The 26,714-nt window shown below is 39.0% G+C and carries 6 protein-coding genes; all 6 read right to left on the bottom strand.

The window, feature by feature from the left end:
• Nucleotides 1–373: 373 nt before the first annotated feature.
• The 6 genes from JFU20_RS02275 to JFU20_RS02250 all read right to left on the bottom strand — a co-directional run bounded on the left by JFU20_RS02275 (nucleotide 374) and on the right by JFU20_RS02250 (nucleotide 26,713).
• The gene (locus tag JFU20_RS02275; RefSeq protein WP_078205057.1) at nucleotides 374–2,335 is read right to left on the bottom strand and encodes a DUF3472 domain-containing protein; all 1,962 of its coding nucleotides are present in this window, start codon (nucleotides 2,333–2,335) and stop codon (nucleotides 374–376) included.
• 505 nt (nucleotides 2,336–2,840) lie between these two features.
• Nucleotides 2,841–3,257 carry a DUF4879 domain-containing protein gene (locus tag JFU20_RS02270; protein ID WP_078205056.1) on the bottom strand — a complete coding sequence of 139 codons (417 nt, stop codon included), beginning with the start codon at nucleotides 3,255–3,257 and terminating at the stop codon, nucleotides 2,841–2,843.
• A 243-nt stretch (nucleotides 3,258–3,500) separates the two neighbouring features.
• Nucleotides 3,501–4,223, bottom strand: a complete 723-nt coding sequence (locus JFU20_RS02265) for a thioesterase II family protein (RefSeq protein WP_201038276.1) — start codon at nucleotides 4,221–4,223, stop codon at nucleotides 3,501–3,503.
• A 16-nt stretch (nucleotides 4,224–4,239) separates the two neighbouring features.
• Nucleotides 4,240–4,914, bottom strand: coding sequence for a 4'-phosphopantetheinyl transferase family protein (locus JFU20_RS02260; protein ID WP_078205054.1), 675 nt, complete (start codon nucleotides 4,912–4,914; stop codon nucleotides 4,240–4,242).
• 422 nt (nucleotides 4,915–5,336) lie between these two features.
• Nucleotides 5,337–20,246 (bottom strand): non-ribosomal peptide synthetase, encoded by a 14,910-nt coding sequence (locus JFU20_RS02255; protein ID WP_201038275.1) that lies wholly within the window; start codon nucleotides 20,244–20,246, stop codon nucleotides 5,337–5,339.
• Nucleotides 20,243–26,713: a non-ribosomal peptide synthetase gene (locus tag JFU20_RS02250; protein ID WP_078205052.1), complete on the bottom strand. Its 6,471-nt coding sequence runs from the start codon at nucleotides 26,711–26,713 to the stop codon at nucleotides 20,243–20,245. Before JFU20_RS02250 ends, JFU20_RS02255 begins: the two co-directional genes overlap by 4 nt.
• Nucleotide 26,714: the final 1 nt, after the last annotated feature.

Raw genomic sequence — 26,714 nt, 5'->3', positions numbered from 1 at the left:
CAAATATTATTCCAAAGCTACATGAATAAAACACACGACCAGCTTATGGGTTAATAATTAACTTACGGCCAATTTATGTTTCCAATTCCGTTAAATAACTAGATAATTATTTGCAAAAATAAGTGTTTTCTGGTCAACTTATGCTTCCAACTACGGCCAACTTATAGGTAAAGTGACAGTTTTGAAACTTAAAGGATTATGTGGACGTAACTATCTATTGAATTAAGATATTATAAGAACCTTTGGTGCGAATTTCCTCAATATTATTATCAATTCCTATTTGAGTTGTAGAGGCACAAATTAATCCTACAATTTCTCCAGAAATGTGGACCACAATAAAAAAGTTGAGGATTCCCCCAACTTTTTTATACATTTATTGTATTATTAATCCTGTAGATGTAACCTGATATGTTCTTTTCTTGCCTATATATTCCTGTTTTCCATTCTCAAGGTTAGTTAAAGTCGCTCGTGTTTTTTCCTTAGCTGCTTCCCCTTCTATATGAGTAAATTCTATATAATCTCCTACTTTTATAGGTACTGTTTGGGTTTCCGCATTTTGTTGTCTATTTCCCATGATTTCCTTATTGTAGATAACGCTACCGGATGAGTTCTGGACTTTAATACTTGCATATGTACTATTAAAGTAAGAATGCGGTACGCCAGCTTCTAATTTGACTTTCAGCTCTTCTGTTGTTTTATTATAATCTACTTTTGCAATTTCTCTATCACTATATCCTTTTAATGACCATGCAAATTGTTTTCCATCTAGAATTGTTGTCTCTGGCATTTTTTCTACTTTCTTTAATCCCTCTTTTGTAACCTGATACCTCGCTGTCTTTCCAATAGTCTCATTTTTGTTATTTTCAAGATTCGTTAATGTTGCGCGTGTTTTTTCCTTTACTGCGTCTCCTTCTATATGAGTTAATTCAATGTAATTTCCCACTTTTACAGACACAGTTTGGGTTTCGGCATTTTGTTGTCTATTCCCCACGATTTCCTTATTGTATATAACGCTACCAGATGAGTTCTGGACTTTAATACTTGCATATGTGCTATTGAAATAAGAATGCGGTACACCAGCTTCTAATTTGATTTTCAGCTCTTCTGCCGCTTTATTATAATCCACTTTTGCAATTTCTCTATCACTATATCCCTTTAGGGACCATGCAAATTGATTCCCTACTAAAATATCAGAATTTCCATTTGTAATTTCTACTTTTTTCTCTGCAGTTCGATCAAATATGTCTGTTAATGTAATTTTAGCAAAAGCCGTTTGAGGCAATTGCATAGTTTGACTTACCTCAGTTTGGTAGGACTTAATATTATCGATTACTTTCAAAGGTTGTCCCATTAACTTTTCATTGTCATAGATTTCAATTTTCCCTTTAAACTGTGGAGTACTTTGTTCTTTCAATTTCCATGAAACATTTAATTTTCCAGCTTCAAAGCGAATATTTTGAATATCAAAATCTAAATTTCCCATTTCTGGTTGACTAGGCTGATTTATATTAAAAGTTTTTCCAGTACCAATAGTTGATTGAGTATTTCCTCCTGCCCTAACCCATAGATATTCTGAAGTTGCTCCTCCATCGTATTGATAGGACGTATCCTGTTGCCCAGAGATACGCTGGTTATTCCAAGAGTTCCATTGTTTATCTGAAACTTTTCTGCTGTATCCATTTTTAAGACGTGCTTCTCTTACATCTTGTCCATTACCAGCCCAGTCCTCTTGAAACATCGATAGACCATAGTTAAATGCAACATTCGCAACTGGATGGTCCATAATAGCAACTAACTTCCATTGATTTAATTTATTATCTTTTATCCACTGGCCAAACTTTGTATGGCCATCTTCTTGCCAAGAACGTAGAGTCATTCGATACCATTCACTATCTTTCCAATTATAAGTTGTTTGTACCTTTAGACCTGTTCCTTCTCCACCAAATCTACTGGCTTCTGAAGTCGGCGATAAATATTCAGCTTTTATTGCTTGGTTTGATGCTATTGGATCCCAAAGTGCAAAGTGAAGGGTACGTTTACCGGTTTGATCAAAACCGCTTTGTTGTTGGAAGCCAGCATAACCGCCACCCTCTCCTCCCTGATTCCAGTTATGTACAGCCCAATACGTATAAGGTGCCGTTTGGACTGGTGACCAGTCTATGCTAATAATATCTGAAGCAGCAGTATTTTGTGGTGTTACATAGACTGATGGGGCATGAGATCGAATTGCTGCCTCTGTACTAGAAATTGGTGTTCCAAACATTGAAAGCATGGTGCAGGCCGCTGTAATTACAGTAATTTGTTTTACTCTTCTCCTTGTTTTTGGTTTAAACATAATTTCCAATCTCCTTTTAAATTATTTTAGTTACATAAAATAATAACGATATACATACTATTAAACAAATTATGTAAAAAAATAACATTAGCTATATTACCTAGGTATGTTTTATGTTTTTTTCACTACTATTACTAATCAAATTATAGTATTTGGTTATAAAATCGTATGATTTGGGCCTAAATGTAGACTAAAAATATTATAAAAATTCATAAATATGTAGTTTTAGATATTTATGATGAAAGACCCATTAAATAACTTCATTAATTTTGTGATAGATTTCTTTCCTTTATTAATCACACTATTAAAAATAAGTTTGTTTACCCAAATATTATTATGTCAACTTTCGATGTGACAATTAAACAAAATGGCTTATCAATTTGCTAGTTTCTCATCATTAGATAAAAAAAGCCTACTTAAAAATGTAGACTCCTTTAGTTATAGTTATCTAAACATTACATATATTACAAACACAAAAAAATTAACATTAAACTCTTCTTTTAGCTTATTTAATATTTAATGAAGTAGATAATGTATTCCAAGGTGCATTTGTAGATGTGTTTTGATATTTAAATTGTCCATTTTGCTGTCCCGAAGCATCCCATTTATATTCCCATCCATCAACTGTTCTATCACCATTAATATCAATCATCTTAGAATCTACTTTTTTTAACTTTTGACCACTCATTTGAGCAATTGGATTTCTACCATATCCCATTTCATTTGTATAAATGTATAAATAGCTTCCTCCATGATCTTTAACTGTACTTAAATTGTTGGGACCAATAAACTCAACTCCGCCTAATTGAGATTCAACTTTTACTACATTTAACGATATTAAGGGTGGTGCTGGTGCTGCAGATACATCTTTCGCTAAACCAACTGTTGCTCCCACTACTAATGATGAAACCCCTAGAATCATTCTTTTTAATTTAGAAGATCATTTTTCTGGTGATAAAATAAAATGAGATAAGAAAACTTCACCTACAGGTAAAGCATAAATAAACTAAAGTTAATTCATATATTTTGCTTAGAATTCCATCATTACCTACCTTTGAACATTTCGTTGAGGCTTCTATGACTCCATTCAATGATATTCCAGCAGTACCTGTATTTTTCACCTTTAATTTTTGGTTTCTCAGCCATGATTGTACTTAGAAAAACTCTAAAAACTAGTTGGAAATCTTTTAGAATCTAACTTTCTTATAATTCTATTTGCTATTTCTTCAATATTTTCATTTAGAAAGAAATGATTACCTTTAAAAGAGTGAAAAGTACACGTTTTACTTGTGTATTGTTCCCATTTTATTACTTGATTATATGTAGTAAATTCATCATTTTCCCCATTAAATATAAGAAAATCAATATCACATGCTTGCATATTATTGTCATGAATATATGTCTCAACAATTTTAAAATCTGCCCTTAGAATTGGGAGGAAAATTCCCATTAATTCTTCTGATTGAAGTAACCCGGACGGTGTACCTCCCATTGCAATAACTTCTCTTTTAAATTGTTCGTTAGAAAAATTATGTCGGATATTTTTCATTTTACTATTTGGGTGGTTTCTACCGGACAAAACAAGAAATTCAGGCAATACGTTTTTAGAATCTTGTATTTTTCTGGCTACTTCATAGGCAATCAAACTTCCCATGCTATGCCCATATAGAATATAGGGCGAATGCTCTATCTGCTTAACTATACTAGTGTAGACATCATTTACGGCCTCTTCCATACTTTGGTACAAGCTTTCTTCAATTCTATATCCTCTACCAGCTAACTCTATTGGGACTACTTCAATATATGGATTAAAGTAATTTTTCCATTTTGCGTAACTAAACGCAGATCCCCCAGCATGTGGAAAGCAAAAAAGTTTAGTCTTCTGCATTGATTTTCTCCTTACTTTAAAATTTGTTTATATTTTGGCAAATTGTATAAATATCTTTAATTATTATATCCTGCGGAAATTCTTCCCTTGTTGCACAAGCAGATATCTTATAATTCGGCTCAATGCTATATTGTCTAAAGTAAAAGTCTTTAGGTATATTCTTATATGAGATTAAAATTCGTGACTCTTTTTTTATAGAAAATGCATTTAACGGGATATAAAGCCCTTTTCCAATCGTTTTTATATAGCTTTCTTTTAATGTCCATATATCATAAAAATAATTAATTTGTTCATCAGAATTCATACTAGATATATCATAAAATTCTTCATCTGAAAAAAACTCATTTGCTAATTTAAGAGCCTCTATTTCTGAAACTTTCTCTATATCAATCCCTACATTAGAATTAGCAGTGCCACAAACCACCCATTCTCCTGAATGTGAAATATTAAAATGAAAGTCAGAAAAGTTTTCAACAAAAGGTTTTCCATACTCATTATATATAAATCTAATTTCTTCATTACTAATTTTATACTTTTGGCAGACTAGAGATCGGATTAACAAATCTCCTATTAAAGTCCTATTAATATCACATAAATTTAATAACCGCTTCATTCGTTCTCTCTTCTCATTTGAAATCAAGTTACTAAATTGATTAAACAAATGATTTCCAATATTCTTTGGTATTTTCACAGCATGAATTTGTATGATAAATCACTTCCTTTTTAAAAGGATGGCTTCCTATGTATACGTTATAGAAATTCAATTTCATTTTCTAACTTGCATCTATTCAAGTGCAAATATAATAGAAAAGGTGCATATTAACATATCAATGAAAATATACACCTTTCCTCAGCAATATCATCAAAGCATTCGCTTCTGGTACAAAAGCTTCAGATAATTTACAGCATACTATGAACAAATCATATATGTTTCTATGTCCCTATCAAGCAATTTTTCATTAGCCCCTTAAAAAGTAATGCTCTTGATATATACATAATCTCCTACACTTGATGTGCAGTTATTGGACTGCTCTCTTTATTTACACTACTACTCACAAATAACGACTTTAATAATAACAATGTTCGTTTATAAAGTTGCCTATTTTGTGCTCTCTACTTTTCCGTTAGTGAAAGGGATGTCTCTTTTATTCCTTCTAATTCATTTAGTAGATACTTAGCTAACTTTTCAACTGCGGGGGAAGCTACTATTTCTTCGTGTGATCCAGGGACCGAATACATATTCACTCTTCCTTTTAATAAAGGCTTCCAATCCGTAAACAATTCTTTACCTTCCTCAGCACTAAAGTAAATGACTTCCCCAAAATATGGTGTTAAATCATGCTCTGCCATTAAATTCAGACATTTCCTGTGAGCATTGATAATTTGCTTCAAATTCGTAAGATTTGCATCAGGCGGGAGCACTCCTTCCACAATTAATTGCTCAACAAGCATGTCCTGTTGATGAACAAGCTCTTCTTCCTGATCCACTAACTCTATATTGATGAAATGCTCCAATATATAAGATAGCATTTCATCTTCTGTCTTGTAATCCCGTTCTGAAGGCACCTTGGTATCCAATAGTACCAACACCTCAACTTCTTCTCCCTGGTTCCGTAGCATAGTTGCGATTTCATAGGCGATGGCACCGCCCAGAGACCATCCTCCCAGACGATACGGCCCCTCTGGCTGAGCCCGCTTCATTTCCTCGATGTAGAGTTGAACTACTTCCGATAAAATCAACCCGTTCATTCCTTCTTTCTCTACGAGAGGATTCTGTAGACCATAAAATGAGCAGTGATCCTTGAGTAACCTTGCTAGCTGAATGTAACAGAGTACATTACCCATAAACGGGTGAACACAGAAGAAAGGTCTTTTCTCTGATTCTTGTAATGGAACCAGAACCGATAATGATTCTTCCATACGATGATTCTCACGGATGAGACAAGCGATTCCTTCCACTGTCGGATTCTTAATTAGTGCGGGCACCTTAATCTCTTTTCCAAATTTCTCTCTGACCTTTGAAATCAATTTGATTACAAGGAGAGAGTGACCTCCTATATTGAAGAAATCATCGTTTACATGGATATCTTCTAACTGTAGCAAATCCTGCCAGATTGTAATCAGCTGATACTCGATTTCATCCCGTGGGATGATTGGTGTAGAAAAGGTACTTTCTCTTTGAATCGTTAAGCTGTTCAGTGCCTTTCGATCAACCTTCCCATTTGTTGTAAGGGGAATCGCATCAACCTCAATAAAGTGTGCAGGAATCATATAATTCGGTACTTGCCTCTTGAGATGCTCACGCCATTCATGCATACTTCCTTTACCCACCACATAGGCAGCCAATCTCTGATCTCCTGGTTGGTCCTCTCTTATCAAGACTACCGCCTCTTTCACCGATGGATGACTTTCTAAATTCGCTTCAATCTCTCCAAGCTCAATCCGGAATCCTCGAATTTTCACTTGATTATCGATTCTTCCCAGATAATCCAAATGGCCATCAGCTAAATAACGGACTAGATCTCCCGTCCGGTATAACCGTTCTCCTTCATTAAATGGATGTGGAATAAAACGTTCTAACGTTAACTCTGGACGATTCAAGTATCCTCTCGCTAGGCCTGCTCCACCGATATAAAGTTCACCCGTTACACCAACTGGAACAGGTAACAACTTCTCATCCAATACATAGGCTTGAACATTTGGCAACGGACGCCCAATGGTTACTCTCTTACTATCTTTTTTGATACGATAGCATGTCGCATCAACCGTACATTCCGTAGGACCATATACATTATAAAAATGGATATGGTCATTCTCTACTAGTTGTTCCCACAGTGATGGCATAATCGCTTCTCCACCGACCAGTACCTTGCTTGGAACATGAACACTATCGTTTGTTTCTAACAACCCCTCATCTATTAGTAATTGGAGTAGTGAAGGTGTTATATCGAACATTTCCAACTTATTCTCCCGAATATAAGATATAAACTGTTGAGGATCACTGCGAACTTCTGTTGAAATAATATACAAACTAGAACCATACAAAAGCATTTGTAATTGTTTAACGGATGAATCAAAGGCGATTGAGGCATTTAGACCAACGCGCATGTTATCATGTGCCCGATGTGAAAAAACCTCTTTCTGTAAACCATAGGATAGATTTAATACCGAATGATGCTGCACCATAACCCCTTTTGGATTCCCGGTCGAACCTGAAGTGTAGATAACATACGCCAAGTTTTCTCCTGTTACTTTACATATTGGTGAAAGAGTGTTTTCTTGCGAAATCATTGCTTGATCTCGGTCCAAACAAACTGTTTCAACTTCTTCAGGCATCCAACCTTGTGATACTTCGTTCGTAACCAATATTTGAATTCCTGTGTCCTCCAGAATATATCGTAGGTGACTTTCTGGATACGATGGATCCAGCGGAACATAGGCTGATCCAGCTTTCAAGATTCCCATGAGACCGACAATCATCTCCACTGAACGTTGGAAACAAAGCCCGACCAATGACTCCGTCCCAATCCCCATTTTCTGAAGATAATGGGCCAATTGGTTTGCTTTCTCATTCAGCTCTCGATACGTCAACCGCTGATTTTCATCCACCACTGCCACCGCATCAGGTGTACGATCCACTTGATCTTCAAAAAGTTTGTGGATCACACTTTCACGTGGATACGCTGCTGCATTATCATTCCATTCTTCCAGTAGTTGTTTCTGTTCTATTTCCGTAACATACACCAGCTCCGACAGAGTTTGATCAACGTTCTCGATCATTTGCTTTAACACCTGGCTTAAATGCCCCAGCATCCGTTCAATAGTGAGACCATTAAACTTGCTACGATCATACTTCAACTTTAACAACAACTGGCTTTCTGGGACAACTGTCAATCCTAATGGATAATGAGTTTGCTCTACTCCTTCCAACCCACCAATTTCTAGATTTCCTGAGGACTCCTCTTTCACTGGGTAGTTTTCAAACACATACAAGCTATGGAACAGCGGGGTTCCTCTAGGAACTTCACTCCATCCTTGAATCTCTGTCAAAGAAGCATATTCATATTGTCTTCTTTCTATCTCTTCCTCTTGTATCTTCTGCAACCAATCCATTATTTTTATATTATCTATCAACTGAATTCGCGTCGGTGATGTGGTAATAAAAGGACCTACAATGTTTTCAACATCAATAATCTCCGTAGGGCGTCCTGAGCTAGTTACACCATAGACAATTTCATCTTCTCCACTATACCGGCTCATGAGATACGCCCACGCACCTTGAATTACTGTATTCAAAGTGAGCCTATTGCGCTTCGCCCAGTTTTGTAACGCTTGGGTTTGCTCTTCTGATAAATAAGTTACCTTCTCTGTGTAACCTTTTTCTTGCTCTTTACTTTCTAAGCCCAGCAGGGTTGGAGCTGTAAAACCTTTAAGTTTCTCTCTCCAGAATTGCTCCGCCTGCTCCTGATTCTGTTCTCTTAGCCATTGAATATATTTCTTGTATGGCGATGAATTAGGTAAATGCACGGCTTCTCCATTCATTCTCTTCTGGTACACTGTAAGCAATTCGTTAAAGACCAGTGGTAGGCTCCATCCATCCAACAGAATATGGTGATGTGTCCAAACAATTCGATATTCTTCCTCACCTTCTTGAATGACAGTCACCCGCATCAATGGCGCTTTATCAAAAAGAAAGGCTTGTTTTCGATCCAATGCCAAAAAGGCTTTTCTTTTCTCTTCTTTTTCTTCAGCAGTCAGCGTACGCCAATCTTCTACATTCACCTTAAATGGAACACTCTCATACACCACTTGTAAAGGCTCCTCAACTTCATTCCAAAGGAAAGCTGAGCGGAAAATTTCATGCCGCTGAATTATCGATTTCCACGCCAGTTCGAAAGTAGCAATATCCAATTCTCCTCTAATCATGAAACTTAATTGCACTATATACGGCGCTACATGTTCCTCCCCTTGGTCATGCAATGCATGGAAAATCATTCCTTCTTGCAAAGGCGATAGTGGATATAAATCGGTAATCGGATAATTATTTCCACGATTCATCTTGGTTAATACTTTTGTCAAACTGGCTTGGTCAAGATTAGCCATCACAAAATCTGAAACGGTCAGTGCAGATTCTCCATCCGCAGATTGAATCAATTTACTTAGTTGATGGAGCATATTCTCTGCAATACTTTGAATCGTTGATTTCGCATATTGTCCTACATTGTATACCCAAGTGAACTGAAGCTTCCCATCCGTTACCATTCCAATTACATCAATTAAATGCAATCGCTTGGAACCAGAAGCATGATCTAAGCGCTTAAATCCGTTCTCTGGAATAAGTATTGCATCGTCAGAAAACATTTGGTCAAATTGTCCAAGATAGTTAAAACTAATAGACGGTGTATGTTGAGACCCCCATTGCTCACACATTGTTGTGTTCAGATACCGCAAAATTCCATGGTCAACACCCTTATTAGGAATTTTACGCACTTGTTCTTTAACTGCTTTTAATGCTGCAATTGGCGTGTCGGCACCGGTAATATTTAAGTGAACAGGATAAATACTTGTAAACCACCCCACGGTTCTAGATAGGTCAACGTCTTCGATAATCTCTTCCCGACCATGCCCCTCCAAATCCACGGTCAGCGTCGGATGACCTGTCCATGCTGCCGTAGCCTGTACCAATGCTGTTAATAGTACTTCATTGATTTGGACACGATGAGTGCTTGAAATCTCTTTCAATAACGTACGGGTCTCTTTCTCATCCAGCACCACGGTAATCTCCTCGTTTCCTGTGTTTGCTGGAACTTCGAGGGTGGTATCCACTGGTAGCATAGCCACTTCTTGTTCGGATTGCTGCTCCCAGTAATCACGCACTTCTTGCACAATCCCAGCTTCAGCGTAATGATGCAATTTCTCCGACCACGCTTTAAAGGATGTACTCTTTGTAGGTAATTGGATCATCTGATCCTTGCTCGCTTGATTATACGCCGTTTGCAGATCCTCCAGTAAAATCCGCCAAGAAACACCATCCACTGCTAAGTGATGAATCACCCAGAATAATCGGCCTGCTCTTTTCTCACCTTCATCAAAATACACCATTCTCATTAGCGGTCCTGCGTGTAAGTGCAAGCTTGCTTGTGCAGTGTCAATCTCCGTTTGAATCACTTGATGCCATTCTGCTTGTGGCACTTCGTCTAATGAAATAACGGTCAGCGTCGATTGTTCTTCGATCCCTTCGTTCCGCTGTTTCCAAGCTCCATTCGGTAACCGTTCATATCTTAAACGCAAAGCATCATGATGGATTAGAAGGGTACTCACAGATTTTTCCAGTATTACTATATCCAGTCGCTCTTTTGTTCTAAAAAACATGGATTGATTCCAATGGTGTGGGTTTGGATGATCTTGTGCAAAAAACCATTGCTGGATTGGTGTAAGGATCAGTTCTCCAGTTACAACTCCCTGCTCTGCTTGTACACCCCGTTCTTCATTGACTACTTGCGCCAACTCGGCAATCGTTTGGTGTTCAAACATTTGCTTTGGCGTCAATTGCAAACCTGCTTGCTTCGCACGAGAGACAATCTGAATGCTGAGAATTGAGTCTCCACCAATTTCAAAGAAGTTATCATGGATTCCCACCTTTTTAATCCCTAATACTTGCTTCCAAATGGTGGCCAGTGTTTCTTCGTTACCATTCCGCGTGGCAACACATTCACTTTCGATTTTCCTCTCCTCTGGTACAGGTAAGGCCTCACGATCAACTTTTCCGTTAGCAGTTAGTGGAATGGCTTCCATCATCACAAATCCTGAAGGAACCATATGGCTTGGTAGTTCCGCCTTGAGATAATCTCTCCACTCACCTACATTCCCGTCACCCACGACATATGCCACCAACCGTTTATCACCCGGCTGATCTTCTCGAACAATTACAACAGCCTCTTTTATGGAGACATGTGCGTTTAAAGCAGATTCAATTTCTCCGAGCTCAATTCGGAAACCACGGATTTTCACCTGGTGATCAATCCGCCCAAGATAATCCAGATTTCCATCAGGTAAGTATCTCGCTAAGTCTCCTGTCCGATATAATCGCGCTCCTGGGTCACTACTGAATGGATGAGGAATGAAACGCTCTGCAGTCAATTCGGGTCTGTTTAAATATCCACGTGCAAGTCCTGCTCCACCAATATATAGTTCGCCAGCTACGCCAATAGGCACAGGTTGTTGACAAGCGTCTAGTACATACACTTCTAAATCTGGAATCTGTTTTCCTATATTACTTCTTGAAGCATGCTGCACATCATCTTGAGTAATTGGATAATACGTAACATGAACGGTAGTTTCTGTAATTCCATACATATTAATTAACTGTGGTTCCTGCTCTCCATACCTTTGAAACCATGGTACCAAGCTGGTAGGATCGAGTGCTTCCCCACCAAATATGACATAGCGCAGATGCAAGTCTTTCTTCTCATCTTCTTGTTCACACACTTGTATCAATTGTCGAAATGCGGATGGTGTCTGATTAAGAACCGTAACCTTTTCCTTTACTAACAGTTGATAGAAATCCTTGGGCGATCGACTAATCCAGTAAGGAACAACAATCAATCTTCCGCCATGGAGTAATGCCCCCCAAATCTCCCATACCGAGAAGTCAAACGCATAAGAATGGAAAAGCGTCCAAGTATCTTTTTCATCAAACTGATACCAACATTCCGTCGATTTAAATAAACGAATCACATTTTGATGCTCTACCATAACTCCCTTCGGATTCCCTGTTGATCCCGAAGTATAGATTACATACGCCAAGTTTTCTCCTGTCACTTCACATATTGGTGAAAGGGTGCTTTCTCGCGAAATCATCGCTTTATCCCGATCCAAACAAACTGTTTTGATTTCTTCAGTTATCCAACCTTCTAATGCTTCGTTCGTGACCAATACTTGAATCCCTGTGTCCTCCAGAATATATCGTAGGCGACTTTCTGGATACGATGGATCCAATGGAACATAGGCTGCCCCAGCTTTCAAGATCCCCATGAGACCGACAATCATCTCAACTGAACGCTGGAAGCAGAGACCAACCAATGACTCGCTCCCAATCCCACATTTCTGGAGATAATGTGCCAATTGGTTTGCTTTTTCATTCAGCTCTCGATAGGTTAACTGCTGTTTTTCATCTACCACTGCCACCGCGTCAGGTGTACGATTTACTTGCTCTTCATACAGCTGATGAATCCCAAATTCCTGTGGATATGCTACAGCATTATTATTCCACTCTTCTAACTGCTTTTGCTGTAATCCTGACAGTATCGGCAACTTAGCTAATGATTTATCAGGATGTTCCACGATTAAATTCAACCAGTTTCCAAAATTTTCGGCTATGGATTCAATAGTTAAACTGTCAAATAAATCAGTCCTATAAACAAAAGTAAGCAATAAGCCCTCTTCCACTTCTGCGGCAGTTAAACTTAAATCAAATTTGGCGATTGAAGCGTGGCTGTCCATTACTTCTATACTTCGTCCATGTAGCTGTGGTAGCTCTTGTCCCGTATTTTGCAAAGTAAACATGGTTTGGAAAATCGGAGAATAACTTGTACTTCGTTCAGGTTGGATAACCTCCACAATTTTCTCAAACGGAACATCTTGGTACTCATATGCCTTCAATGCTTTTATCCGCACTTGAGACAACAACTCTTGAAATGCCGGTGCGCCACTTAAATCAGCTCGATAAACCAACGTGTTGACAAAGAAACCAATCAACCCTTCAATTTCTCGATAATTTCGATTCGCAATTGGGCTTCCAACAAGAATATCTGATTGTCCTGTATAACGGGCAAGGAAACTTTGATACGATGCCAATAAGGTCATGAAAAGCGTGGCCCCTTCTTGACGACTAAGTTCGTTTAATTTATCCAGTAATGAGCGTGACAACAACACATTATGAGTTAATCCATGGTGGGTTTGCACCGGAGGACGGGGACGATCCATCGGCAACATTAAGACTGGTAACTCACCAGACAGTTCTTCCTTCCAATATGCAAGCTGTTGGTTTAGTACTTCATCTATCAACCATTCTCTTTGCCACTGAGCAAAATCGGCATATTGAACTGGTAGTGGTGCAAGGTCTGCTGGTTTTTCACCAATCGCCTCCTCATAAAATGCCATCCATTCTTGGAGCAAGATTTCCATCGACCATCCATCCGAGATGATATGATGCATATTACACAGAAGAACCCATTCTTCTTCTGAAATTTTCACGATTTGTCCACGGAACAATGGCCCTTGCTCTAAGTCAAATGGGGATTCGACTTCAGTTTGAATCCATTGCTCCACTTCTCTTTCTCTCTCTTCTGGAGAAATCTTAGTTAAGTCAATTTGTGGAAGGGAACGGAAAGTATACGATTGAATCTTCTGCACAGGATGACCGTCCACTTCATGAAATACTGTCCGCAATGATTCATGACGCTCTATCAACTGATTCCATCCCAACTCCAATGCTTCTAGTAACCAATTTCCTGTAAGACGGCATACCATCGGCATATTATAAAGTGCACTATTAGGTGTAAATTGATCGATAAACCATAAGCGCTGTTGAGCATAAGAAAGTGGAATGGCATTTCCTCGTTCCATCGGCATCAATGGTGGAATTTCTCGTTTTTTGCCTCCCTTACGTAATTGATCTAATCGCTTCGCCAGTGCCTCGACCGTTGAATATTCGAACAGTTCACGTACCGGTAATTTGATTTGAAAGACTTCTTGCAAGCGTGAGACCACTTGTGTAGCAAGTAGAGAATGACCACCAAGTTCAAAGAAAGAATCCTGAACACCTATATTTTCTATTCCTAGCACTTGACTCCACACTGAAGCGATAAGTTCCTCTAGCGGAGTTCGTGCGTGAACGGTATTTTCCGTAGATAATTTGCTAGGTATTGGCAATGCCTTTAAATCAAGTTTTCCATTCGGTGTAAGTGGTAAAAATTCCATCTCAATAAAGTTTGTTGGGACCATATAATTTGGTAAATGTGTTTGTAGATGCTCTCGCCATTCTTGGACACTTCCTTCACCAACTACATAAGCTACTAATCTCTTGTCGCCTGGATCATCCTCTCGTACCAATACAACCGCTTCTTTCACAGAAGAATGTGCCTGCAAGACTGCTTCTATTTCTCCCAATTCAATCCGGAAACCACGAATTTTCACTTGGTCATCTATACGACCATGGAACTGGAGAGCACCATCAGAAAGATAACTTGCTTTGTCTCCGGTGTAATAGAGACGTTCTCCTGACTTGAATGGATGCGAAATAAATTTTTCCTTTGTAAGGTCCGGACGATTAGCATATCCACGAGCAAGACTTTTCCCTCCAATATAGAGATCTCCAATCACACCACTTGGTACTAGCTGAAGATGAGAATCTAACACATAAACTTCTGTATTCGCAATCGGTCGACCAATCGATGGCGTACCTGTTGTCACTCCTACAGGTACATAACAATCCGTGGTAACAACGGTATTTTCCGATGGACCATACTGATTGATTACCGCAAAAGGAATATCGTTAGATGGATACTGCGTTAATTGATCCCCGCCGGTAATGATAAAACGAAGATCCGTTTTACCTGGCCAAGATAATTTCAAGAGTCTTTCCAGAATAGGCGTAGGTGCAAAACTAGCTGTTATTCGCGAATCAATGAGCCAGTCTCTTAGTGCTTCTGGATTAATTCTCAGTTCCTCTGTTGACAAGTAGAGTGCTGCACCAGCAGTTAGATACGGCCAAATCTCCTGAACAGCCGAATCAAAAGCAATCCCTGCAATCTGAGTCGCACGATCCTCTGCTGTAATACGATAAACTTCTTGATGCCAAGAAACCATATTCATTAATGAGCGATATTCAATCATGACACCCTTTGGCTTTCCTGTAGAACCAGAGGTATAGACAATGTAAGCTAAGTTCTCTGGATTTATCTGCCGTGTAGGTGCGATTACGCTTTCCACTGTTAACTCTTCTAACCTCACCATTTCGACCTGTTCGAAAAGGCCTTCTTGTCCTTCCGCCGTCACTACAAATTGAATTCCTGCATCTTCAATCATGTATTCTAACCTTGATTTTGGGTACAACGGATCTAAAACGACATAAGCTCCACCAGCTTTTAATATGCCTAGTAAACTTACCATGAGCTCAGCCGACCTCGGAAGATAAACTCCCACGACTGACTCTGGAGCAACTCCTTTTCGCTGTAAAACATTTGCCAACTGATTTGCTTGTGCATCCAGTTCACCGTAAGTCCAATCTTTTGTTTGATCAACTACCGCAATCGCTTCAGGACGCTTTGCTACTTGTTCCTCAAATCTGTCGCAAATAAGACCCTGTGGGGGCATTTCCATTACAGTGTCATTCCATGTTTCTAATAACAAAGTACGCTCAGGTTCCGATAGCATGCTCAGACTATGCAACGGATTTTGCGGGTAATGGGAAACTTCGTGTAGCCATTTCTCAAAGTGCCCTGCCATCCGTTCAATAGTTGTGGCATTGAATAAATCCTTATTGTATTCAAAAGTAAAAAGTAATCCCTCTTCCGTCTCAGCTACCATTACGCTTAAATCAAACTTTGCGATTGGACTATGGCTTTCTATCATTTCAATACTTCTACCAGATAACACCGGGAACTCTTGTTTCATATTTTGCAGGATGAACATAGTCTGGAAGATTGGCGAATGACTTGTACTCCGCTCTGGTTGTACAACTTCCACAATTTTTTCAAAAGGGATATCTTGATACTCATACGCCTTCAATGCTTTTTGACGAACCTGAGACAGAACATCCTGAAATGTCGGTCTACCACTTAGATTAGCCCGATATACCAAGGTGTTGACGAAGAAACCAATAAGTCCTTCAATTTCTCTATAATTTCGATTAGCAATTGGACTTCCGACCAGAATATCTTCTTGTCCCGTATAGCGGGATAGAAAACTTTGATATGCAGCTAACAGGGTCATGAAGAGTGTAGCCCCTTCTTGACGACTAAATTCATTTAATTTGTCATGTAGCGTGCTTGGCAGAACCAGGGTGTATGTCGACCCATGATGAGTTTGTATTGCGGGACGCGGGCGATCAATAGGAAGTTGGAGTACAGGAAGCTCCCCAGACAATTCTTCCCTCCAATATTGGAGTTGTTGATCAAGCACTTCCGCCTTCAGCCATCCTTTTTGCCACTGAGCGAAGTCGGCATATTGAACCGGTAATGGTTCAAGTTCTGCTACCTTTCCATCCGTAGCTTTCTCATAGAATGCCATCCATTCTTCAAGTAGGACTCCCATTGACCATCCATCTGAAATGATATGATGTAAAGTACAAAGGAGAATCCATTCTTCCTCTCCCACTTGCAAAATACTTGTCCTGATTAGTGGGCCCTCTGTTAAATCAAATGGCACTTCTGTTTCTTGTTGAATCAAACGTTTAACTTCTTCTTCTCGGTCTTCTGGAGAAAGCATAGTTAAATCCGTTTTCGGAATTGATCGAAAAGCATACGGTTCAATTTGCTGCACGGGCTGACCGTTCACTTCATGAAAGACCGTCCGCAATGATTCATGACGCTCTATGAGCTGATTCCATCCCTTTTCCAATGCCTCAGGTAGCCAACTCCCTGTAAGGCGGCATACCATTGGCATATTGTAAAGGGCGCTATTAGGTGTAAATTGATCGATAAACCATAAGCGCTGTTGGGCATAAGAGAGCGGAATAGTTTCCCCTCTTTCCATCGGCATTAGTGGCGGAATCTCTCGTTTTCTATCTCCTTTACGTAACTGATCTAATCGCTTTGCCAGTGACTCCACCGTTGCATACTCAAATAGTTCACGTACCGGTAATTCGATTTGAAAGATTTCTTGTAAGCGTGAAACTACTTGAGTAGCTAGCAGCGAGTGACCACCAATCTCAAAAAAAGAATCCTGAACACGTATATTTTTTATACCTAACACTTGGCCCCATACGGAAACAATGAGCTCCTCTACTGGTGTTCGTGATGAAGTAGTAATATCTTCACTTATGAACTGTGCCTCCAATTCCAATAAAGCTTTCCGATTCACCTTACCATTTGGAGTGAGTGGCATCCCTTCAACTTGGAAGAAGTATGCCGGAACCATATAATGTGGCAATTGCTTCTTAAGATATTCACGCCACTCTCCAGTATCCCCTTCACCCACTACATAAGCTACTAACTGCTTATCTCCTGGTCGATCTTCCTTCACCAACACGACAGCCTCTTTTACAGATGAGCGATCATGTAAAGCTGCTTCGATTTCTCCCAGTTCAATTCGGAATCCTCTGATTTTGACTTGGTTATCCATTCTTCCAATATACTCCAAGTTACGATCATTCATATATCTCACCAGGTCACCCGTTCGATATAATCGTTCCCCTTCCTTAAAGGGATGCGGAATAAAACGCTCAGTAGTTAACTCTGGTCGATTGAAGTAGCCACGTGCCAATCCTACTCCTCCAAGGTAAAGTTCCCCCGCCACACCAATCGGTACCACCTGTTGATGTTGATCTAACACATACAACTCTGTATTATCAATTGGACGACCAATTGGAATAAGCATAGGTTCTTTTTCTAAATCACAATTATAATAAGTCACATCCACAGTCGCTTCGGTAGGACCATACAAGTTAATTAACTTTGTTTGCTGAACATCGTAAAATACCCCCTTAAAGCGGCGAACCTGTTCAGTATTTAATGCTTCTCCACTAGTAAAAACCTGATTTAAAGACGCTACATCCCTTTTCGAATTATATTGTTCCATATAATCCAAGAAAGTAGATAACATCGACGGAACAAAGTGAATGGTGTTCACACGATATCGTTCGATATACTCCTCAATCACCGCAGGATCTTTCTCTCCTCCTGGTGGAAGCAAACAAACACGTGCTCCTACAAATGACCACCAAAATAATTCCCAGACAGAAACATCAAACGAAAACGGTGTCTTTTGTAGAATTGTATCCTCCTCAGATAATGGATATTTTTTCTGCATCCACTGTAGGCGGTTGATAACCGAATGGTGTTCAATCATTACTCCCTTCGGATTTCCCGTCGAACCCGAAGTGTATATGATATAGGCTAAGTTATTTGCAGTTACTCCACTTACCGGAGCCAAATTACTCTCTTTAGAAATCATTACTTGATCCCGGTCTAAACAAATTGCTTGAATATCTTTAGGTAACCAGTCCTGTAGTGCCTCGTTTGTTAACAGCACTTGAATTTGTGAATTCTCTAAAATGTATCTCAGGCGGTTTTCGGGATAACTTGGGTCCAGTGGGACATAAGCCCCTCCTGCTTTCAAAATCCCAAAGAGACCAATAATCATATCAGGAGAGCGTTCAACACATATACCAACCAATGATTCAGGTCCTATACCTCGTTTTTGTAGATAATGTGCCAATTGGTTCGATTTTTCATTGAGTTCTTGATACGTTAACTTTCCACCCTCATAAACTACCGCCACTGCATCAGGTGTACGTGCCACTTGCTGCTCAAATAGCTCATGAATCATACACTCATGACCATAAACTACGTCAGTATCATTCCATTCTTCTAGGAGTTGTTTCTGCTCTGTGTCCGATAACATCGACAGCTTTGTATATGATTCATCTGGATGATACGCGATTTCATTTAACCAGTTCTCAAAATGGCCTGCCATACGTGCAACGGTACTACTATCAAATAAATCCGTGTTGTATTCAAATGAGACAAATAGGCCTTCTTCCACTTCGTAGGCAGTTAAACTCAGATCAAATTTTACAATAGACATATTACTTTCTACCATTTCGATACTTCTACCAGACAAATCTAGTCGTTCTTGTTTTATATTCTGTAGTGTAAACATGGTCTGAAAGATAGGAGAATGACTCATACTTCGTTCAGGTTGTACAGCTTCTACCACTTTTTCAAATGGTATATCTTGATATTCGTAAGCTTTTAACGCCTTTTTCTTTGTTTGGTTCAAAATCTCCCGAAAAGTAGGGGTGCCACTCAAATCTGATCGGTAAACCAACGTATTAACAAAGAAACCGATTAATCCTTCTACTCCCTTATGATTCCGATTTGCAATCGGACTTCCGACTAGAATATCTTTTTGCCCCGTATAACGAGCAAGAAAGCTCTGGTATGCAGCCATTAAAGTCATAAATAAGGTAGATCCTTCTTGTCGACTTATATCCTTTAATTGATTGAGTAATCTATAAGGAAAAATCACGTGATGCGTATCCCCAGCGTAAGTTTGCGTAACCGGTCGAGGTCGGTCCACTGGCAGTTGTAATATAGGAAGCTCCCCAGACAATTCTTCCTCCCAATACGTAAGTTGACGATTTAACACATCACCTTGCAACCACTCCTTTTGCCACTTCGCAAAGTCTGCATATTGAATGGATAGTGAACTTAATTTAGCAGGATTCCCGCCTGTTTCTTCTTCATAGAAAGTAAGTAATTCATTCATGAATATACCGATGGACCAAGCATCAGAAATAATATGATGCATCGTACATAGTAATAACCATTCATCCTTTCCTAATTGAACAAGCTGATTACGAATTAAAGGGCCATTTATTAAATCAAATGGTTCTTGCGCTTCTCTCGCAATTAAACTATCTACCTCTTTTTCTTTTACTTCTAGAGGAAGTTGCGAGTAATCCCTTACAGGTAATGCTCTAGGAAGGAATTCGACAATTTGTTGTACAGGTTGTTCTCCTACTTCTTTAAAAACGGTTCGTAATGATTCATGACGTTCAATGAGTCGATTGAATCCCTTTTCTAATGCTTCAGGAATCCAATTTCCTTTTAGATGCCATACCGTTGGAATATTATATAAAGAACTGTTTGGGTTAAATCTGTCCATAAACCACAAACGTTGTTGTGCATAAGACAACGGAAGTGCTTCTTTATTCTCCTTTTTTTGCATTTGCTTCTGAAGCCAAGCTCTTTTCTCAGGAGAAAGTGAACTCAGCTTTGCATGTAAATCACTTCTCATTTTTTTACCCCTTCCTCAACTAAATTACTCTCGAATATTCCTTGTGCTTCTTCCTCTGATAGCTCTTCTAATTGCTTAAGTAGTTCAAGTAATTCTTCATCATTACTCACTTCTGCTTCTTTTTGAATATAGTCTTGAAGACTTACATTCTCCTTACTATCATTCTGTATTTCTTGATTTTTGTTATAGAACAATTGATCAATCTGTTTTGCCAATTGTTGCACCGTATGAAACGTAAATAGATCATGCAATGGTAACTCGATTCCAAAAGCCTCTTTAAGATTGGAAACAGCTTGTGTAGCAAGTAATGAATGCCCACCTATTTCAAAAAACGAATCCTGCACTCCAATATTTTCTACACCTAAAACTTGATGCCATATTGAAACGATTGTTTTTTCCGTAGGTGTACGGGGAGCAATATAACCCCTCACTATCTCCTGTCTCTCTGGTACTGGTAAGGCCTTCCTATCAATCTTTCCATTTGGAGTGAGTGGAAATGCATTCAATCCGACAAAATAGGCTGGAATCATGTAATTTGGTAGCTGGTCCTTGAGATAATCACGCCACTTATGAGCATCCCCATCTCCCACAACATAGGCAATCAAACGTGGATCACCAAGATAATCTTCCCGCACCATCACAAGAACTTCGTTAACTAATGTATGCTTTTGCAATGTCGCTTCAATTTCTCCTAGTTCAATCCGGAACCCACGAATTTTTACCTGATGATCGATTCGGCCAAGATACTCCAAATTTCCATCTGGCAGATACCTTACTAGGTCTCCAGTCCGGTATACTCGCTCTCCTTCTTTAAACGGATGCGGTATAAAACAATCTTGCGTTAAGTCAGGACGGTTTAAGTATCCACGTGCTAATCCTGATCCACCAATGTAAAGCTCACCAACTACACCAATTGGAACCATTTTTTGTTCAGCACTCAGTACATATACTTCTGCATTGAAGACTGGTTTACCAATTGGTGGTACCCTATACATGACACCCTTTTCTAATTCCATATATGTGGAATACGTAGTATCTTCGGACGGTCCATATAGGTTGTACACCTTCTCAATCGTACTTCTCTCGTATAAATCTTGAACGAGTGAATATGGTAATGGTTCTCCAGCCAAATTCATCACCTTTACCGAAGAAGGAATTGTTTTTGCGCGAACCAGTTCCTTCGCTGCCGATGGCACAGTATTGACCAAAGTCACACCCTTGGTAGACAACTTGTCTAGATGTAGAGCATTTTCAGCGACAATCACCTTACCACCCATCGTTAAGGGAACAAACACTTCAAAAACGGATAGATCAAAGGATAGCGAAGTTGAAGCTAATACTCCCGCTAATTCCTTTTGGGAATATGTGTGATGCGCCCAATGAATCATTGTTACTGTATTCCTGTGCTCAATCATTACCCCCTTTGGATTTCCAGTGGAACCTGAAGTATAGATAATATAGGCTAAATTATCGCCCGTCACTTCACTGGTACACACTGTAGTTACTTCTTGTTCTATTTCTTCTCGATCACGATCAATACAAATCACGGTAACGGATTTAGTTATAACCATTTTTTGTTGTAACTTTTCCTGTGTCACCAGTACCTTTATTTGAGCATCCTCTAAAATGTATTGCAGTCGACTTTCCGGATACGCTGGATCAATTGGGACATATGCTCCTCCTGCCTTCATAATTCCTAAGAGGCCGACAATCATCTCGGATGAACGTGTAACGCAAATCCCAACCAATGATTCGCATGCAACACCATTTTTCTGTAAATAATGTGCCAGCTGATTCGAGCGTTCGTCCAACTCTCGATATGTTAGTTCTTCATCTTCGCACACTACTGCAATTGCTTCTGGTGTTTTTTTCACTTGTTCTTCAAACAATGTATGAATCGTGCTTTCTTGTATATCTACAACACCTGATTCATTCCATTCCTCTAGTAATTGCTTATATTCTGCTTTCGATAACATATTCAGTTCAGATAATAAATATTTTGGATGAGAGACAATTTGATTTAACCAATGTTCAAAATGACTTGCCATGCGTTCAATGGTTGTATCATTAAACAAATCAGTATTGTATTCAAAGGTTAGCGATAATCCTTCTTCCGTCTCAGAAGCAAATAAACTCAAATCAAATTTCGCAACAGAAGCATGACTTTCCATGAGTTCCATGTTTCTTTCAGATAGCTGAGGAAACGCTTGTTTCGTATTCTGTAAAGTAAACATGGTTTGAAATATCGGTGAATGACTTGTATTCCGTTCCGGTTTTACAGATTCCACCACTTTCTCAAATGGAATGTCCTGATACTCGTAGGCTTTTAGTGCTTTTTTTCGTACCTGCGACAAAAGTTCTTGGAACGTCGGATTTTCACTGAAATCTGCTCGATAAACCAACGTATTTGCAAAGAAACCTATTAATCCCTCAATCTCTTTAACATTTCGATTTGCAATTGGGCTTCCAACCAAGATGTCGTCTTGTCCTGTATAACGAGAAAGGAAGCTTTGATACGCTGCCATCAATGTCATAAATAAAGTGCATCCTTCTTGCAGACTTAAATCTTTGAGCTTTTCCTGTAGGGAATTCGCCACCGTTAAGGACTGACTTGCACCACGGTGGGTTTGAACCGCAGGTCGAGGACGATCCATCGGTAATTGTAAAACCGGTAGCTCCCCAGATAATTCTTCCTTCCAATATTGAAGGTGCTGATCCAAATTCTCTTCTTTTTGCCATTCCTTCTGCCACATGACAAAGTCTGCATATTGGATAGATAACTCCTTCAATTCCACCGGTTTTCCGCTTAGTGCTCCTTCATAAAAAGCCATCCATTCTTCAAGTAAGATTCCCATTGACCATCCATCTGAAATAATATGATGCATCGTACAAAGGAGAACCCTTTCTTCCCTGTCCACTTTCAATATTCGTGCTCGAATTAGAGGACCTTGTCCAAAATGAAATGGTTCCTCCGCTTCGTTTTGAATGAGCCGTTTCATTTCTCTTTCCCTATCTTCTAAAGAGAGATCTGTTAGATCCGTTTGAGAGATATGTCTGAATACATGAGATTGAACCTGTTGAAAAGGTTCACCCTCTTGTTTTAGAATTATCGTTCGTAATGATTCATGACGCTCAAACAACTGATTCCATCCGGATTCCAATGCTTCAATTGACCATTTACCTGTTAAGCGACACGCTGCATGAATATTGTACATCGCACTATTTGGCATTAATTGTTCAATAAACCATAGACGTTTCTGCGCATAGGAAAGTGGAATAGATTCTTCTCGTGTCATAGGTACAAGGGGTGGAACCTCTCGTTTTTTATCTTCTTTGCGCAACTGATCTACTCGTTTCGCTAATGCTTCCACTGTATCGTGCTTGAAAAGTTCACGTAATGGGATTTTGATTTGGAACAATTCTTGCAATCGAGAGACGATTTGAGTAGCAAGTAGTGAGTGCCCACCACTTTCAAAGAAGGAATCCTGAATACCAATATTTTCTGTCCCTAACACTTGACCCCAAACCGAGGCAATAAGCTCTTCCGATGGCGTTCGAGGTAGAACATTTAAATCTCCAATAGCTTGCTCATCAGGTGCTGGCAAGGCCTTTCGGTCAATTTTCCCATTCGGAGTAAGCGGGAAGTGTTCTAACTCTACAAAGTGAGCTGGAATCATATGATTCGGTAATTGGTTTTGTAAATACTCTCTCCACTCTTGGGTATTTCCATCGCTTATTACATATGCAACCAATCGTTGATCACCTGGACGGTCTTCTCTAACTAATACGACAGCCTCTTTAATAAACGAACATTTTTCTAAAGTCGCTTCAATTTCTCCTAATTCAATCCTAAAACCGCGCATTTTTACTTGATGGTCCATTCTACCTATAAATTCTATATTTCCATCAGTTAGATATCTTACTGAATCTCCTGTTCGATATAGTCGTTCCCCCAATCGAAATGGATGCGAAACGAATTTTTCAGCAGTAAGATTCGGACGATTTAAGTATCCACGTGCTAAACCAGCACCACCAATATATAACTCACCCTCAATTCCTATTGATTGCAAGCGTTGATTTTGGTCTAATACATATAATTGCGTGTTCTGTATTGGCTGCCCAATAGAAACAAATTCTTGATTAGGCTGAATATCAAATGCATTTACATAAATAGTGGCTTCAGTTGGTCCATAAAAGTTGGTTAATTTCACTTGTCCACTATAATTCCATTTCTGTTGAAATCGTCTAACTAACCCTGAACTTAGTTCTTCTCCACCAGAAAATACATGGCGTACGGACGAACAATTCATGTTCAATTCAATATGATTGAAGTGATCTAAGAAAACAGATAACATCGAAGGTACAAATTGAACTATAGTAACCTGATGTTTTTTAATCACTTCAGCTATAATAGAAGGATCTTTTTCTCCACCTCGAGGTAGGAAAGATACACTTGCTCCAACGTGAATACCCCAAAATAACTCCCAAACAGATACATCAAATGAGAATGGGGTTTTCTGCAAGACCACATCCTTTTCAGAAAGTGGATATTTATGTTGCATCCATTCTAGGTAATTGATTACTGAATGATGCTCAATCATCACTCCCTTTGGATTACCTGTAGATCCTGAAGTATACATAACATACGCTAAACTTCTCCCTGTTACACCACTTATACATGGGATTGATTCTTCTTTTTTAAGTGCAGTATAATCTTTATTCATACAAATCGTTTCAACATCTTCAGATATATATAAATTTTTTGAATTTTCTTCCGTCACTAGTACTTCGATTCCAGCATCCTCTAATATATAACGAAGCCGACTCTCTGGATAAGTAGGATCAAGTGGAACATACGCCCCTCCTGATTTTAGAATACCTAATAACGCTATCATCATTTGTAATGAACGTTCCATATATACCCCGACTAGAGACTCTGAACCTACACCACGCTTTTGTAAATAATGTGCTAGCTGATTCGCACGCTCATCCAACTCTCTATAGGTAATTTGTTCATTTTCGTACATAGCTGCGATTGCTTCTGGATTTTTCTTGACTTGCTCCTCAAACACCGTATGAATCATGCCTTCAGCTGAATATTTTACTTCAGTATTATTCCATTCCTCTAGTAACTGTGTCTGCTCTTCCACTGTTAAATGAGTAATTTCAAAGAGTTTTGAATCTAAGCTCTTCGTCATCTGAATTAATATTTGCAATAAGTGACCCTGAATCCGATTTATTGTTTCTTCATTAAAATAGCTTCGATCATACATCAACTTTAAAGTAATTTTCTTACCGGGCATTACAATGAGTGTTAAAGGATAATTTGTTTGTTCCGCGCTTTTAACATCTAGTAATCTTAAATCATCATTTCTCTTACCTTGAATTGGATAATTTTCAAACACATACAAGGTATGAAATAAGGAACTATTCCGCGGAACCTCACTCCACCCTTGAATATCAACCAACGAATTATGCTCATATTGTCTTCGTTCCATTTCTTTCATCTGTATTTTACGAAGCCAATCTACTACTGATGTATCATCCGTTAATCGAATTCTCGTAGGTAATGTGTTAATAAATAGACCTACCATATTCTCTGCTCCTATCAAATCAGTAGGACGTCCAGAGCTAGTTATGCCAAATACGATGTCACTTTCACCGCTATACCTACTCATCAAATAGGCCCATGCGCCTTGTACTAACGTATTCAATGTTAATCGACTATTTCGTACCCACTCTTGTAAATTCTCAGTGAGTTCCTCAGATATCTGATAAACACACTCTCCATAGCCCTTCTCCTGTTCTTGATCCTTTCTTTCCATCGCTAATGGCGTAGGTGCATAAAACCCCTTTAATTCTTCTGTCCAAAATTCCTCTGCTTGACTTTGATCTTGTTTATTTATCCACTGGATATATTTTTTATAAGGAAGAGATTTAGGAAGATTCAACAATTCTCCCTTTATCATCTTGAGATAAACTTCCATCACTTCACTAAAGACCAATGACACACTCCACCCATCTAGCAAAATATGATGATGTGTCCAAATGATTCTCGTTTCCTCTTCTGCTTCTTTAATCGCAGTGACTCTCATCAACGGTGCTTCATCCAATAAAAATCCTTTTCTACGATCTGCAGTCAAAAACTGGTGTAATTTCTTCTCCCTCTCCTCATGCGAATGGGCACTCCAATCCTCTTGATGAATAGTAAAAGAAAGACGTTGGTAAACTGCTTGCAGAGGTTTTTCTACTTCCTCCCACACAAATACTGAGCGTAGAACTTCATGTCGATGAATAACATATTCCCAAGCCTTTTCAAAAGTAGCAACATCCAATTGCCCCCCGAGCAAGAAGCCTACTTGTACAATGTAGGAAAAAGAATGTTCATCATCTTGATCGTATAAAGTATGAAACAATATTCCTTTTTGCAAAGGTGATAATCCATATATATCTATAACGTCTCCCATC

Source organism: Bacillus sp. TH30 (genome assembly GCF_016650875.1).
Classification (GTDB): domain Bacteria; phylum Bacillota; class Bacilli; order Bacillales; family Bacillaceae_G; genus Bacillus_A; species Bacillus_A mycoides.
The sequence above is the reverse complement of the archived record's forward strand: the minus strand, read 5'-3'. Positions and strand labels throughout refer to the sequence as shown.

Bases quoted from the DNA above. Each gene is read 5' to 3' on its own strand.
- JFU20_RS02255 (WP_201038275.1), bottom strand. From the start codon at position 20,246: ATGAGAAGTGATTTACATGCAAAGCTGAGTTCACTTTCTCCTGAGAAA.
- JFU20_RS02265 (WP_201038276.1), bottom strand. From the start codon at position 4,223: ATGCAGAAGACTAAACTTTTTTGCTTTCCACATGCTGGGGGATCTGCG.
- JFU20_RS02275 (WP_078205057.1), bottom strand. From the start codon at position 2,335: ATGTTTAAACCAAAAACAAGGAGAAGAGTAAAACAAATTACTGTAATT.
- JFU20_RS02250 (WP_078205052.1), bottom strand. From the start codon at position 26,713: ATGGGAGACGTTATAGATATATATGGATTATCACCTTTGCAAAAAGGA.
- JFU20_RS02270 (WP_078205056.1), bottom strand. From the start codon at position 3,257: ATGATTCTAGGGGTTTCATCATTAGTAGTGGGAGCAACAGTTGGTTTA.